General features: G+C 65.9%; 13 protein-coding genes. 11 read left to right on the top strand and 2 right to left on the bottom strand.

Annotation, left to right across the window (positions count from 1 at the left end; translation table 11 throughout):
• Window positions 1-44 precede the first annotated feature (44 nt).
• The 4 genes from EV665_RS12800 to EV665_RS12785 all read left to right on the top strand — a co-directional run bounded on the left by EV665_RS12800 (window position 45) and on the right by EV665_RS12785 (window position 3,213).
• A complete protein-coding gene (locus EV665_RS12800) occupies window positions 45-491 on the top strand; it encodes an RT0821/Lpp0805 family surface protein (RefSeq protein ID WP_380685475.1) in 447 nt (148 codons plus the stop codon).
• Window positions 492-589: 98 nt separating this feature from the next.
• Window positions 590-1,651 carry a DnaJ domain-containing protein gene (locus tag EV665_RS12795; protein WP_133034394.1) on the top strand — a complete coding sequence of 354 codons (1,062 nt, stop codon included), beginning with the start codon at window positions 590-592 and terminating at the stop codon, window positions 1,649-1,651.
• A 132-nt stretch (window positions 1,652-1,783) separates the two neighbouring features.
• On the top strand, window positions 1,784-2,602 hold the full coding sequence (fabI, locus tag EV665_RS12790; protein WP_064329294.1) for an enoyl-ACP reductase FabI: 819 nt from the start codon (window positions 1,784-1,786) through the stop codon (window positions 2,600-2,602).
• 29 nt (window positions 2,603-2,631) lie between these two features.
• Entirely contained in the window at window positions 2,632-3,213 is a 582-nt protein-coding gene (locus EV665_RS12785; protein WP_133034393.1) for a histidine phosphatase family protein, read from the top strand.
• Between the two features lie 18 nt (window positions 3,214-3,231).
• Here the strand turns inward: EV665_RS12785 and EV665_RS12780 are convergent, their stop codons facing one another.
• Window positions 3,232-3,492 carry a DUF1344 domain-containing protein gene (locus EV665_RS12780; protein ID WP_064329292.1) on the bottom strand — a complete coding sequence of 87 codons (261 nt, stop codon included), beginning with the start codon at window positions 3,490-3,492 and terminating at the stop codon, window positions 3,232-3,234.
• A 300-nt stretch (window positions 3,493-3,792) separates the two neighbouring features.
• Here EV665_RS12780 and EV665_RS12775 point away from each other — a divergent pair, with 300 nt between their 5' ends.
• The 4 genes from EV665_RS12775 to EV665_RS12760 all read left to right on the top strand — a co-directional run bounded on the left by EV665_RS12775 (window position 3,793) and on the right by EV665_RS12760 (window position 10,706).
• Window positions 3,793-7,347: a bifunctional diguanylate cyclase/phosphodiesterase gene (locus EV665_RS12775; protein WP_162853047.1), complete on the top strand. Its 3,555-nt coding sequence runs from the start codon at window positions 3,793-3,795 to the stop codon at window positions 7,345-7,347.
• A gap of 106 nt (window positions 7,348-7,453) precedes the next feature.
• Entirely contained in the window at window positions 7,454-8,551 is a 1,098-nt protein-coding gene (gene aroC / locus EV665_RS12770) for a chorismate synthase (RefSeq protein ID WP_133034391.1), read from the top strand.
• 10 nt (window positions 8,552-8,561) lie between these two features.
• Window positions 8,562-9,662, top strand: a complete 1,101-nt coding sequence (gene ribB / locus EV665_RS12765; protein WP_064329289.1) for a 3,4-dihydroxy-2-butanone-4-phosphate synthase — start codon at window positions 8,562-8,564, stop codon at window positions 9,660-9,662.
• Window positions 9,663-9,746: 84 nt separating this feature from the next.
• Complete coding sequence (locus tag EV665_RS12760) at window positions 9,747-10,706, top strand: hypothetical protein (protein ID WP_133034390.1); 960 nt, start codon at window positions 9,747-9,749, stop codon at window positions 10,704-10,706.
• Here EV665_RS12760 and EV665_RS12755 read toward each other — a convergent pair.
• The gene (locus tag EV665_RS12755) at window positions 10,703-11,902 is read right to left on the bottom strand and encodes a winged helix-turn-helix domain-containing protein (protein WP_133034389.1); all 1,200 of its coding nucleotides are present in this window, start codon (window positions 11,900-11,902) and stop codon (window positions 10,703-10,705) included. The genes EV665_RS12760 and EV665_RS12755 overlap by 4 nt on opposite strands.
• Before the next feature lie 180 nt (window positions 11,903-12,082).
• On the opposite strand from EV665_RS12755, the gene EV665_RS12750 reads away from it, so the two are divergent.
• From EV665_RS12750 to EV665_RS12740, 3 genes are read left to right on the top strand one after another with little or no spacing between them, the layout of a single operon-like run.
• Window positions 12,083-12,763, top strand: coding sequence for an energy-coupling factor ABC transporter ATP-binding protein (locus EV665_RS12750; protein ID WP_064329286.1), 681 nt, complete (start codon window positions 12,083-12,085; stop codon window positions 12,761-12,763).
• Window positions 12,757-13,362 (top strand): energy-coupling factor transporter transmembrane component T family protein, encoded by a 606-nt coding sequence (locus tag EV665_RS12745; RefSeq protein ID WP_133034388.1) that lies wholly within the window; start codon window positions 12,757-12,759, stop codon window positions 13,360-13,362. Before EV665_RS12750 ends, EV665_RS12745 begins: the two co-directional genes overlap by 7 nt.
• 36 nt (window positions 13,363-13,398) lie before the next feature.
• Window positions 13,399-13,962 (top strand): biotin transporter BioY, encoded by a 564-nt coding sequence (locus EV665_RS12740; RefSeq protein WP_064329284.1) that lies wholly within the window; start codon window positions 13,399-13,401, stop codon window positions 13,960-13,962.
• Window position 13,963: the final 1 nt, after the last annotated feature.

Genomic DNA, 13,963 nt, shown 5'->3' with positions numbered 1-13,963 from the left:
ATTCGATTCAATGCCGATCTATTGGCTGCATGAGGCAGGTTGGAGTGGACGTCATAGCAAAGTCGCGAGCGCAGACAAAGCCATACCCGGCACATTGCCTTGCGGTTGTTGTCGTGACCCTGTGCGGCGCCTCTCTCTCGGGCTGCATGAGCGGTCTCGACATCTTCGACGGCAGCAAGGTCGATACCGTGCGCACCAGCGCCGTGCCATCGGGCACGGAGCGGCTGACCGACGAGATCACCGTGCGCAATGCCGTCTCCTCCGCCGATCTGGCGCGCACCGGCGGCAGCCCCATCCCCTGGGCGAATTCCGCCTCGGGCAGCGCCGGCGTCATCAGCAGCATTGCGGAGAACCGCGACAATGCCGGGCGGCCCTGCCGCGATTTCGTGACGACGCGCCATTCCTACCAGGGCATCGCCAACTATTCCGGCCGCACCTGCCTTGGCAGTTCCGGCGAATGGCTGCTGCTCGCTTTCGACCTGCAGGGGTGAAGAGGCGCGATATTTGCCATTTTTCAACTCTGGCCCGTAACCAGTGATTAGGACGTTCGCCACTATCATGGCCGACAAAACGGCAACGGGTGGAAGTTATGCGTGACCCCTATTCGGTGCTTGGCGTGAAGCGGAACGCCGGGCAGGAGGAAATCAAGGCGGCCTGGCGTTCGCTGGCAAAAGCCGTGCATCCCGACCAGAACCATGACGACCCCAACGCCACCGTGCGCTTCACGGAGGCCGGCCGCGCCTATGACATCCTGCGCGATCCCGACAAGCGCAGCCGCTACGACCGCCAGCAGCGCGAGGCCGAACTGCGCCGCATGGAGCAGATGCGCCGCCAGCAGGCCGAGCGCAAGGCAAGGAGCGAAGCCCCGCCGCGCATGTCGAACGAGGATGCCGAGGACATGATCGCCCGCATCTTCGGCGTCGATTCGCGCGGCCAGCCTGCGGAAGCCAAGGCTCAGGCGCAATCGCAGGCCCAGCCCCGCCCGCAGCAGCAGGCGCAGGCGGCCGCCGGCCCCGCACAGGACGCCCGCAAGGCAGCCGACGAGCCGGAGGCGGAAGAGGCAGCGCCAGGCCGCAGCCTCGCCCCGGCGGCCAACCTCATCTCCGCCATCATCCGCCGCATCCGCGGGAGCCGCGCCAAGGCGGAAACGGCGCCGGACTTCGTCGCCGACGTCACCGTCAGCGTCGAGGACATCCTCAACAAGGTGCGCCCGACGCTCGAGACGCCGGACGGGCAGACGCTGCGCGTGCCGGTCGGCGCGGGCTCGACGGACGGCCAGGTGATCCGCCTCAAGGAGACCGGATACCGCATCGAAGGCCTGAGACGGGGCGATGCCGTGATCACGCTGCGCGTGGCGCCCGGCCGCTTCCGGGTCGACGGTTTCGACCTCAAGGTGGATTTGCCGGTGACGATCGAGAATGCCGTTCTCGGCTGCGAGACCACCATCGACGGCCCGCTCGGGCCGCTCGCCGTGACGGTCCCGGCCTGGTCGGGCTCCGACCATCAGATCCGCATTCCCGGCGAAGGCCTTCTCATGGAAAACGGCGAGCGGGGCGATCTCGTCGCCGAAATCCGCCTTCTCCTGTGGGAAAAGCCCGACGACAAGATGATCGACCTGATGCGCAGCCTGCGCGAAGGCCTTTATCTTTGAGCTCTTTGTGACGCTTTCGTAAAACATGCACCCATTGTTACGGGTGCTAACAGTTCCTGAACCCTCCCGCGCTTGAACGCCATTGCCGCCTATGCCATAGGCAAATCTGACTTAAGTATCAGGGGGCAAACCATGGTTCAGGCATCTGGTCTGATGAAGGGCAAGCGCGGCGTCATCATGGGCGTCGCCAACAACCGTTCCATCGCCTGGGGCATCGCCAAGGCTATCCACGCACAGGGCGGCGAGATCGCCCTGACCTATCAGGGCGATGCGCTGAAGAAGCGCGTGGAGCCGCTGGCCGTCGAGATCGGCGCAGTACTGGCCGGCGATTGCGACGTTTCCGACGAGGCGTCGATCGACGCCGTCTTCGAGAACATCGAGAAGACCTGGGGCAAGATCGACTTCCTCGTGCATGCCATCGGCTTTTCCGACAAGGACGAACTGACCGGCCGCTACGTCGACACGACGCCGGGGAATTTCGCCAAGACCATGCAGATCTCGGTCTATTCCTTCACCTCCGTCGCCCGCCGCGCGGAGAAGCTGATGACCGATGGCGGTTCGATGCTGACGCTGACCTATTACGGCGCGGAGAAGGTCATGCCGAACTACAATGTCATGGGCGTCGCCAAGGCCGCGCTGGAAGCGAGCGTGAAGTATCTCGCCGTCGACCTCGGCCCGAAGAACATCCGCGTCAACGCCATCTCGGCCGGCCCGATCAAGACGCTCGCGGCCTCCGGCATCGGCGACTTCCGCTATATCCTCAAGTGGAACGAGTACAATGCGCCGCTGCGCCGGACCGTCACCATCGAGGAAGTGGGCGATGTCGGCCTCTACCTCTTGTCCGACCTGTCGCGCTCGGTGACCGGCGAGACCCATCATGCGGACAGCGGCTACCACGTCGTCGGCATGAAGGCGGTCGACGCGCCCGACATCTCCGTCGTCAAGGACTGATACGAACGTCCGCCCCGAGGTTTTCCGCCTTGCTCATCTACATGATCCGTCACGGCCAGACCGCGTGGAATGCAGAGGGCAGGCTGCAGGGGCAGAAGGACATTCCGCTGAACGAGACCGGCCGCCGCCAGGCGGCCGGCAACGGCGCCGCCCTCAAGGGCATTCTCGGCGCCACGGTTGCCGGTTTCGATTTCGTCGCAAGCCCGCTGGGGCGCACGCGCGAGACGATGGAAATCCTGCGCCGCGCCATGGGGCTCGATCCCCTCGCCTACCGCACGGACGACCGTCTCGTCGAACTCTCCTTCGGTGATTGGGAAGGCCATACGCTGCCCGAGCTGATGGCCGAGGCGCCGGCGCGGGTCGAGGAACGCAGCCGCGCCAAATGGAACTTCATTCCGCCCGGCGAGGCGGCCGAAAGCTACGAAATCCTCTCCTGGCGCATCGCCTCCTGGCTTGCCGATGTCACCCGGCCGACGGTCTGCGTCAGCCATGGCGGCGTTTTCCGCGCGGCCTTCCGGCTGAATGGCATGGACGAGGAAGAGGCGGCCAACACGCCGATCCACCAGGACCGCCTGCTGCGCATCGACGCGACGGGCATGCACTGGCTTTGAGAGGGCCTGCGCCCGCTTTTACTGGACGATCTCGAGATCGTTGATGACGCGCTTGCCGTCGACTTCGGTATAGAACACCAGCACCTTCACACCCGGTTCCAGCCCGTCGAAATTGAACTCTTCCGGTGCCTGGTACTTCTTGCCGTCATCGAGCGAGAGGCTGAGATTCGTGGTATCGACATTCGTGATCACGGCCTCAACGTCGGCGCTCTCGGCCGAGGCGGCGAGCGGCGAAAGGAAAACGGCCGTGGCCATCAGCGCGGCGATCAGAAAGCGCATCTTGCATATCCCTGGAAATGAATCAGTCTTTTTACCGGTCATGTCAGATGCCCCCCAAATATGGCGAAATTCGCCCGCCCCCGCTTGCCCTGGTGGAATGGATGGCCGGAAAGATCATGCGAATCAAGGCGGGCCGCCCGCTCATCCCCGGAATTGTCGGACAAAAGCGGCGCAAGGCCCGGAATGCGCGCGCGCCCCGCTCTCTCGTATCGGGACGGAAATGCAAGTATTTCAGTTGCTTATAAATTCAATCTTAAGGAAGCCTCCCGTACCGTTTTGCGACCATCGGGGATCATCTTTTTGCACGTTCCAGCCGCCCTTCGCCACGCCCTGGCGTCCATAGCAGAATGGGCGAAACCGTCGCTCGTTCCGGCGGCGATTGCCGGCAGCGTCATCCTGACGGCGGGCATCGTCTACGAGCGGCAGAACGAGCGCGTCTATCGCAACGAACTGCAGAACCATGTGGCGGGCGACCTCGCGCTGGTCGGCGCCCGGCTGCAGAGCCAGGTGAACGGCAACGTGGCGGCCCTGCGCTCCGTCGCTAACATGTTCGCGGTGGCGCCGGAGCAGGCCACGCTGCAATTCAACGTCTTCGCCCGCAAGCTGATGCTGCAGAACACCCATTTCCGCCGCGTCGGCGCCGCGCCGGAAGGCAAGGTGCGGCAGGCCTTCCCGCTCGACGGCAACCAGCACTATCTCGGCACCGATTTCAACCGCTTCCCCTCCTTCCGCCGGGCCGCCCAGATCGAGCGCTCGCGCGGGCGCCCGCTGATGTTCGGGCCGGTGCAGTTCGCCAAGGGCGGCCGCGGCTTCAACCTCTTCATACCGGTCTTCACCACTGTCGACGCGCGGCACCATTTCTGGGGCTACATCGACGGGCTGATCGACGAGCGCAAGCTCTTCACCGATGCCGGCCTCTTCGAACCCGACCAGCCCACACTGCACATCGCACAACGGCACAAGACCGATATCCAGCTCGCCATCCGCGATGTCAGCGTGCCCGACAATATCGTCGACCCGTTCCTCGGCGATGCGGAGGTCTTCGAGAAGGATCCCGTCCTGCAGACGCTGGATTTTCCGGGCGGTCGCTGGCAACTGGCGGCCATACCCTCCAGGGGCTGGCATCATCCGCCGGAAAACCTCACCCAGATCCGTCTGATCATCGTGGCGGCCGCGCTGGTCATCATCGTGCCGATCTTCCTCACCGGCGGCCTCGTCAGCGAGCGCCAGCGCAACATCGCCCGGCTGCGGGCACGCGAGCGGCAGGTGCAGTCGCTCTCCCAGCGCCTCGACATCGCGCTCGATGCCTCCAAGATCGGCATATGGGAAGTCGAGCTGTCGACCGGCGCGCGCAACTGGGACGAACAGATGCACCGCCTGCACGGCTTCCCGGAAAACGAGACGCCGAACGACCAGGAATGGCGCTCCGTCCTCCACCCCGACGACGTCGCCAGCGCCAAGGGCGAGATGGACCGGATCCGCGCCGGCGGCAACGACTACAAGTCGCAGTACCGCATCCTCATGCCCGACGGCAGTTGGCACCACATCCGCAATGTCGGCTCGCGCCTCACCGGCCCGAACGGCGAGGACAAATTGACCGGCATCAGTTGGGACGTCACCGAGGACGTGCTGCTGAACGAGGCGCTGAAACGCGCCAAGGAACATGCCGAGATACAGAATGCCGAGCTCGCCAAGCTGACGCAGCGTCTCGATCTCGCGCTCGATTCCTATGAATGCGGCCTCTGGGAGGCCGACCTGGAGGACGGGCTGACGCTGTGGGACGACCGCATGCACCAGCTCTACGGCATCACGAACACCGGCGAGCGCATCACGCACGAGACCTGGATCAACGCCATCCACCCCGATGACCGCGAGGAGGCGGAGGGCAAGGCCGCCCGGACCATCGACGAGAACGTGCCCTATTCGCGCACCTCGCGCGTCGTGCATCCGGACGGGTCCGTGCGCCATGTCCAGTCCGTCGGCAAGCTGCATATCGGGCAGGACGGCCGCCGCAAGCTGGTCGGCCTTGCCTTCGACGTCACCGAAGACATGCAGATGACCGCCCGCCTGCGGCAGGCCAAGGAACAGTCCGAACGGCAGAACGCCGAACTGGAACAGACCAGCCGCCGCCTCGACCTTGCGCTCGATTCCTACCAGTGCGGCCTGTGGGAGGCCGATCTCGACCTCCGGCGGACCTACTGGGACGAGCGCATGCACCAGCTCTACGGCCTCGTCTTCACCGACGGCATCGTGACGCACGAGGAATGGCTCGCCGCGATGCATCCGGACGACCGGGCAGCGACGGTCGAGACCGTCAACCACTGCGTCGAGCACGACCTGCCCTATATGCACGAGGCCCGCGTGGTGCTGCCGGACGGCGAGATCCGCCATGTCCGTTCCGTCGGCAAGGTGCATCACGGCCAGGACGGCGGCCGCAAGCTGATCGGCCTTGCCTTCGACGTCACGGAAGACGTGATCCTGAAGGAAAACCTGAAGGCGGCCAAGGAACAGGCGGACGCCAAGAACATCGAGCTGGAACAGGCCAAGGTCCGCATCGAGCACAATGCGCTGCACGACCCGCTGACCGGGCTCGGCAACCGCCGCAAGCTCGATGACGAATTGACGGACATCGCCACGCGCAGCGAGACGAAGGATGCCCGCGTCGGCATCCTGCACATCGATCTCGACCGCTTCAAGCAGATCAACGACACGCTCGGCCATGCCGCGGGCGATGCGCTTCTCGTGCATGCCTCGCAGGTGCTGCGCGCCTGCGTGCATGCCGGCGACCTCGTGGCGCGCATCGGCGGCGACGAATTCGTCGTCGTGGTGACCAACACGACCGACCAAGTCTATCTCAGCGCGCTGTCGCGCCGCATCATCAGCCTGATGCAGCAGCCCGTCGAATATGAGGGCCATCTCTGCCGCTTCGGCGTCAGTATCGGCATCGCCCTTGCCGAAGGCCGGTCGATCGACACGGCCAAGCTGCTCGTCAATGCCGATATCGCGCTCTACCGCGCCAAGGCGCTCGGGCGCAACCGGCACGAATTCTTCACCGAGGCGCTGCAGGCCGAGATCATCTCGAACAAGCGCATCGCCGACGACATCCTGGCCGGCATCGAGAACAACGAGTTCGTGCCCTACTACCAGCCGCAGATCGACGCGGGCACGCTCAAGCTCGCCGGCGCCGAGGCGCTCATCCGCTGGAACCATCCGCGCGAGGGCCTGCTGACGCCCGACCACTTCCTGAAGATCGCCGAGGACCTCAACGTCATGGCGACGCTCGACCGCATCGTCCTGGAAAAGGCGCTGCTCGATTGCGCGCGCTGGGCCGCGCAGGGACTGATCATGCCGAAGATCTCGGTCAACGTCTCGGCCCGGCGTCTCAGGGACGAGAGCCTGATCGACAGCCTGACGGGCCTGTCCATCCAGCCCGGCCAGATCGCCTTCGAGCTGGTGGAATCGATCTTCCTCGACGAGAGCGACGACGTGGTGCTCGCCAACCTTGAACGCATCAAGGCGCTCGGCATCGACATCGAGATCGACGATTTCGGCACCGGCCATACCTCCATCGTCAGCCTGCTCAAGCTGAAGCCGAAGCGGTTGAAGATCGACCGCCAGCTCGTCGCGCCCATCCTCACCGCACGCAACGAGCAGGCGCTGGTGCGCTCGATCATCGAGATCGGCCGCTCGCTCGGCATCGAGATCGTCGCCGAGGGCGTGGAAACGATGGAGCATGCCGAAATGCTCGGCCTGCTCGGCTGCGACCTCCTGCAGGGCTACGCCTTCGCCAGGCCGCTCTCCCGCGACGCCTTCCTCGCCTTCGGCAGCGAAATGCGGTGGAAGCTGGCGTCCTAGCGTCCGGGACAGCGCCAAAACCGCCTCACCCACGCGAAACCCTTGTCCCGACCCCACCTTTTCCCCTAAGAGAGGGCGCACTTTCCTGTGGGGTCCGGTTCCGCTCATGTCGCACAATACCTTCGGTCATCTCTTCCGCGTCACCACCTGGGGCGAAAGCCATGGGGCCGCGCTCGGCTGCGTGGTGGACGGCTGCCCGCCCGGCATCCGCTTCACCCTGGCCGAACTGCAGGCCTGGCTCGACAAGCGCAAACCCGGCCAGTCGCGCTTCGTGACGCAGCGCCGCGAGGACGACCTCGTCAAGGTGCTGTCGGGCGTGATGATGGACGACGACGGCGAGACGATGATCACCACCGGCACGCCCGTCTCCATGCTGATCGAGAACACCGACCAGCGCTCCAAGGACTACGGCGAGATCGCCCGGCGCTACCGCCCCGGCCATGCCGACTACACCTATGACACCAAATACGGCATCCGCGACTATCGCGGCGGCGGTCGCTCCTCCGCCCGCGAGACGGCGGCGCGCGTGGCCGCCGGCGGCCTTGCCCGCAAGGTGGTGCCGGGTCTTTCCGTGCGTGCCGCGCTGGTGCAGATCGGCAAGCACAGGATCGACCGCAGCAACTGGGACTGGAACGAGGTCAACAACAACCCGTTCTTCGCGCCCGACCCCGCCATCGTGCCCGTCTGGGAGGACTATCTCGACGGCATCCGCAAGGCAGGCTCCTCCATCGGCGCGGTCGTGGAGGTCGCCGCCGAAGGCGTTCCGGCCGGTATCGGCGCGCCGATCTATGGCAAGCTCGACCAGGACATCGCTTCGCTGCTGATGTCGATCAACGCCGTCAAGGGCGTGGAGATCGGCGAGGGTTTTGCGAGCGCGGAACTCACCGGCGAGGAGAATGCCGACGAGATGCGCATGGGCAACGACGGCAACCCGATCTTCCTGTCCAACCATGCCGGCGGCATTCTCGGCGGCATTTCCACCGGCCAGCCGGTCATCGCGCGCTTCGCCATCAAGCCGACCTCCTCGATCCTTACCGAGCGCCGCTCGATCGACGCCGACGGCAACAATGTCGACGTGCGCACCAAGGGCCGGCACGATCCCTGCGTCGGCATCCGCGCCGTGCCGATCGGCGAGGCGATGGTTGCCTGCGCCATTGCCGACCATTATCTCCGTGACCGCGGCCAGACGGGCCGTCTGAAATAGGAACCTTGCCATGAGCTACGACCAGACCCGCGTCGTCGATGCCATCCGCGCCTTCGAGGCCGGCGAGATCGTCGTCGTCATGGACGACGACGGCCGCGAGAACGAAGGCGACCTCATCGTCGCCGCCGTGCACTGCACGCCGGAGAAGATGGCCTTCATCGTGCGCCACACGTCCGGCATCGTCTGCACGCCCATGCCGCGCGAGGAGGCCAAGCGCCTGAACCTCAACGCCATGGTGGCGGAGAACGATTCGGCGCACACCACCGCCTTCACCGTCTCCGTCGACTTCAAGCACGGCACGACGACCGGCATTTCGGCCGACGACCGCACGCTGACCGTGCGCAACCTTGCCAATCCCAATGTCGGCCCGACGGATTTCGTGCGTCCCGGCCACATCTTCCCGCTCGTCGCACGCGAGGGCGGCGTCCTCATGCGCTCGGGCCACACGGAGGCCGCCGTCGACCTCTGCAGGCTCGCCAGCCTGCCGCCGATCGGCGTGATCAGCGAACTCGTCAACGACGACGGCACCGTCATGCGCGGGCCGCAGGTCGCGCACTTTGCCGAGCAGCATGGCCTCAAGCAGGTCTCCGTCGCCGACCTCATCGCCTATCGCCAGCGCAAGGAAACCCTGATCGAGCAGGTCGGCGACTTCGACGTCGACACGCCCTACGGCAAGGCGAAGGCGCTGACCTACACCCTGCCCTGGGACCCGATGCAGCACCTTGCCGTCGTCTTCGGCGACATCCGCGACGGCGTGGACATTCCGGTGCGCCTGCATCTCGAAAATGTCGGCGGCGACGTTTTCGGCGCGAACCGCCAGATCGATGCGATCATGAAGCGCATCGCGGAACAGGGGCGCGGTGTCATCGTCTACCTGCGCGAGGGCTCCGTCGGCGTCGGCCAGTCCTCGACCGCCCGCAAGGGCAAACATGACCGCGAAGGCCATGACGAGGCGCAGGCGCGCGAGAGCGAATGGCTGGAAATCGGCCTCGGCGCGCAGATCCTGAAGGATCTCGGCATCTCCTCGATCCGCCTGATGGCCTCGCGCGAGCGCCACTATGTCGGCCTCGAAGGCTTCGGCATCAAGATCAGCGCCACCGACCTCTGCTGAGCCCGAATATACGGCCTCCCCGAAACGTCTGCCTTTCACGCGGCGATCGGGGACCGCCGGATTTTCTTGGGGGATGACAGGGGCATGTGGGATTTCAGCATCGGCAGGACCATCGGCATCCTCACCAAGACCATGCCGTTCATCCTCCTGCGCATGGTGATCTACTTCGTCATCACGCTCGCCTTCATCCTCGCCACGGGTGCCGGGGCCGGCATCGGCTACGGCGTCGGCTCGCTCGGCGAAAGCCCGGAATCCTATGCCGTCTGGGGCGGCTTCATCGGCATGGGCTTCATCGCCACCGTCGTCTACTGGGCGCGCGAATGGCTGCTCTACATGGTCAAGGCCGCCCATATCGCCGTCATCGTCAAGCTGATCGACGGCGAGGCGCTGCCGGATGGCAAGGGCCAGGTCGCCTATGGCCGCGAGATCGTCACTGCCCGTTTCGGCGAGGCGAACGTGCTCTTCGCGCTCGACCAGCTCGTCAAGGGCGTGATCGCCGCCATTACCGGGCTCATCGGTGGCATCGCCGCCTTCCTGCCGATCCCCGGCCTCGATGCCATCGCCCGCTTCGCCAACACGGTCATCCGCCTGTCGCTGACCTATGTCGACGAGATCATCCTCGGCTACAACATCCGCACGAACAGCGATAATGCCTGGGACAGCGCCCGCCGCGGCCTCGTGCTCTATGCACAGAACGGGCTGACGATGGTGAAGAACGCCGTCTGGCTCGCCGTCTTCCTCTGGGTGCTGTCGATCGTCGTCTTCCTGCTCGCCCTCGCCCCCGCCGGCGCGATCCTCTACGCCTTCCCCGGCGAGATCGCGGGCTACGCCTTCGTCGTTGCCATCGTCTTCGCCTGGGCCTTCAAGGCCGCCGTGCTGGAGCCCTTCGCGATCGCCGCGCTGATGGCGGTCTATTTCGACACGATCCGCGGCCAGGTGCCCGACCCGGAATGGGACGCCAAGCTGACGGGCGCTTCGGACAAGTTCCGCGCGCTGACGGAACGAGGCAAGGCCGCCTTCGGTGGACGGCCGGTGACGGCCTAACCCGTCTCCCCGCGCCATCCATCGAGATAACGCACCGTTTCCACGCCGGCGAACTTCGCCACGCGCGCCAGTTCCGCGTCCAGCTTTTCCAGCCGGCCCGTGGAGGCGCGGACCTTCGGCTCCCACCACAGCCGCTTGACATCGAGCGTGCCGGCCTTGCGGTCGGCCTTCATGTCGATGCGGCCGACGAGGCGGTCGCCTTCGAGCAGCGGGAAGACATAGTAGCCGTATTGCCGCTTCGGCTCCGGCACGAAGATCTCGATGCGGTAGAAATAGCCGAACAGCCGTTCGGTGCGGTTGCGGTCGCGGATCAGCGGATCGAAGGGCGAGAGCACGCGCAGGCGGGCGGGCGGATCGGGAACGTCGCCGAGGTAGGCCGGGAAATCAGCGAAGGCATGGCAGGCGCGCGGCTTGCCGCCATCCGCCGGCACGATGGCGACGGGGCGCAGTTCCTCGCGATGCGCCTCGACCCAGGCCCTGGCCTCGTCCGGCGTGATCAGGGCCCAGAAGGCGGCGATCTCGCCATGGGTGGCAAAACCCAGCCGTTCCAGGGCGCTGCGGCAGGCCCAGTCGAGGAAGGCGTCGTGCTCGACATCCGGCGCATGGTGATGGGCCGGCAGCACGCGCTCGACGAGGTCGTAGACCTTCTGGAAATTCTCGCGCCGGGCGATCGCCAGCTTGCCGGTGTGCCAGAGATATTCCAGCGCCGTCTTGTTCGGATGCCAGTTCCACCAGCCGCCCGACTTGTGATCGTCGGCCTTCAGATCGCGCGACAGCACGGCGCCGCCGGAGGCGATGCGCTCGTAGGTCTCGTCGAAGGCCTTGTCGAAGCCTTCCCCCTGCCATTTGCGCCAGCGTTCGGCGATCGAGGCCTCCTTGCGGCGGAAGCGATGTTTCCAGTAGCGGAAGAAGGCGCTCGGAATGATGGAGGCATCGTGCGTCCAGTGTTCGAAGAGCTCGCCGTCCTTTTCCAGCAGCGCCGTCAGGTGTTCGCGCCGGTAGGTCTGGTTGCGCGAGAACAGGATCTGGTGATGCGCCCGCTCCACCGTGGCGATGCTGTCGACCTGTACGAAGCCGATGTCGTGGATGAGGTTCAGCAGGTCCGCCTTGCCGAGAAGCCGGCCGGGCGGTGCGCTCAGGCCTTGCCGGGCGAGAAAGATACGCCGGGCCTCGGCGTTGGAGAGGAGAATCGTCATGGTGGATGATAGGCACATATTCTTGGTTTGTTCCACCCGATTTCGACAGTAACGCGGGATCGGCCGCTTTGCCCCTTGCCGGATTGTCGCTTATCGCACGGGCCGGTGCGGAAAACCTCTTCGCAGGTGCGGTAGAATTGCCTATAGCTCCCCCACCATCCACGAAACGGGACCCCGCTTTTGGATATCGTCTTCTCCGCCGCAACGGTGACCTATGCCGGACGCGCCGCGCTTCATCCGCTCACGCTTGCGCTGAGCGAATCGCGCATCGGCGTGGTCGGGCTCAACGGATCGGGCAAGACCACCATGGCGCGGCTGATCAACGGCCTCGTCAAGCCGACGGGCGGCACGGTGACGGTCGACGGGCTGGACACGGTGGCCGACGAAGCGGCCGCGCGCGGCAAGACCGGCTTCATCTTCCAGAACCCGCAGCACCAGATGATCCTGCCGATCCTTGCCGAGGACATCGCCTTCGGCCTCAAGAACCGCGGCTTCGGCAAGGCGGAGATCGCCGAGCGGACGGAGGCGGTGCTCGCCCGCTTCGGCATATCCCACCTGGCGCGGCGGCGCGTGCACGAGCTTTCCGGCGGCGAGACGCAGCTCGGCGCGATCGCCAGCGTGCTCGTCACCGGGCCGGACCTCTTGATCCTCGACGAGCCGACCAACCAGCTCGACCTGAAGAACCGCGCGCTTATCGAGCGCACGGTGGCGGGCCTGCCGGAGCAGGTGCTCGTCATCACGCACGATCTCGCGCTGCTCGACGGTTTCGACCGGGTGCTGGTCTTCCACGAGGGCCGGCTTGCGGCCGACGACCGGCCGGCGGAGGCGATTCGCGCCTACCGGGAGATCGCGGCATGCTGAACGGGCTCGACATCGAGGGCGATTCGCCGCTGCACCTGATGCCCGTGCGCGGCAAGCTGGTCCTGCTCTTCGCCGCCGCGATCGGGCTCTTTATCGTTTCGGACCTGCGCATCCTCGTGCCGGCGCTCGGGCTTTCCGCCATCCTCTACCTTTCGACCGGCATCGGCTTTCGCGAGGCCCTGCGGCGCGTGCGCTTCGTGCTCTTCACGGTGCTGCTCGTCGCGGCCGCGAACTATGCCTTCCATTCGCTGCACGAGGCGCTGGTCGTCTTCTGCCGGCTGAGCGCGCTGGTTCTGCTCGCCGCCGCCGTCACCGCCACGACCTCCATCTCCGCCTTCATGGACGAGATCACCCGGCTCCTGACGCCGCTCGAACGATTCGGCTTCGTGCGCGCGGCCGATGTGAGTCTCGCGGTCGGCCTCGTCATCCGCTTCGTGCCGGAGATCTTCGCACGTTACGGCGAGATAACCGATGCGCACCGGGCGCGCGGCCTGCCGGTCCGGCCATTGACCACCCTCGTGCCGCTCATCATCCTGACGCTGAAGGACGCCGACACGATCGCCATGGCGATTGACGCGCGCGGCTTTCGGCGGCACTAAGCATTCGACCCAATTTTGTCCACCGGGGAACCTGACATGACCACCAGAGACATCGTCCTCGTCGCTCTCTTCGCCGCGATTATCGTGGTGCTGGGCCTGCTGCCGCCGCTCACGCTCGGCTTCATTCCGGTGCCGATCACCGCGCAGACGCTCGGCGTCATGCTCGCCGGCTGCATTCTCGGCGCAAGGCGCGGCGCGGCGGCCGTGCTGCTCGTGCTGCTGCTCGTTGCGATCGGCCTGCCGGTCCTGTCGGGCGGGCGCGGCGGCCTTGCCGTCTTTGCCGGGCCGACGGCCGGCTATCTCGTCGGCTGGTTCTTCGGCGCCTATGTCTGCGGCCTGATCGCCGAGCGCTTCGCGAAGGAAGACCAGCCGGAGCTGGCGCAGTTCCTCACCTTCCTCGCCGCCTCCGTCGTCGGCGGCATCGCGGTCGTCTACCTCTTCGGCGTTCCGTGGCTCGCCTATATGAGCGGCAAGGCCTTCTTCGAGACGGCCCTCGCCTCGCTCGTCTTCGTGCCCGGCGACCTCATCAAGGCCTTCGTCGCCATGCTGGCCGGCCGCGCGGTGCTCGCCGGCTATCCGCTGCTGCCGCAGCGCGCCTGAG

It is taken from the genome of Shinella granuli, assembly GCF_004341885.1.
GTDB lineage: Bacteria > Pseudomonadota > Alphaproteobacteria > Rhizobiales > Rhizobiaceae > Shinella > Shinella granuli.
This window is presented reverse-complemented; position numbering and strand designations above follow the sequence as displayed.

Coding starts and splice junctions, on each gene's coding strand:
- EV665_RS12795 (WP_133034394.1), top strand. CDS start 590: ATGCGTGACCCCTATTCGGTGCTTGGCGTGAAGCGGAACGCCGGGCAG.
- fabI (WP_064329294.1), top strand. CDS start 1,784: ATGGTTCAGGCATCTGGTCTGATGAAGGGCAAGCGCGGCGTCATCATG.
- EV665_RS12780 (WP_064329292.1), bottom strand. CDS start 3,492: ATGCGCTTTCTGATCGCCGCGCTGATGGCCACGGCCGTTTTCCTTTCG.
- aroC (WP_133034391.1), top strand. CDS start 7,454: ATGTCGCACAATACCTTCGGTCATCTCTTCCGCGTCACCACCTGGGGC.
- ribB (WP_064329289.1), top strand. CDS start 8,562: ATGAGCTACGACCAGACCCGCGTCGTCGATGCCATCCGCGCCTTCGAG.
- EV665_RS12760 (WP_133034390.1), top strand. CDS start 9,747: ATGTGGGATTTCAGCATCGGCAGGACCATCGGCATCCTCACCAAGACC.
- EV665_RS12755 (WP_133034389.1), bottom strand. CDS start 11,902: ATGACGATTCTCCTCTCCAACGCCGAGGCCCGGCGTATCTTTCTCGCC.
- EV665_RS12745 (WP_133034388.1), top strand. CDS start 12,757: ATGCTGAACGGGCTCGACATCGAGGGCGATTCGCCGCTGCACCTGATG.
- EV665_RS12740 (WP_064329284.1), top strand. CDS start 13,399: ATGACCACCAGAGACATCGTCCTCGTCGCTCTCTTCGCCGCGATTATC.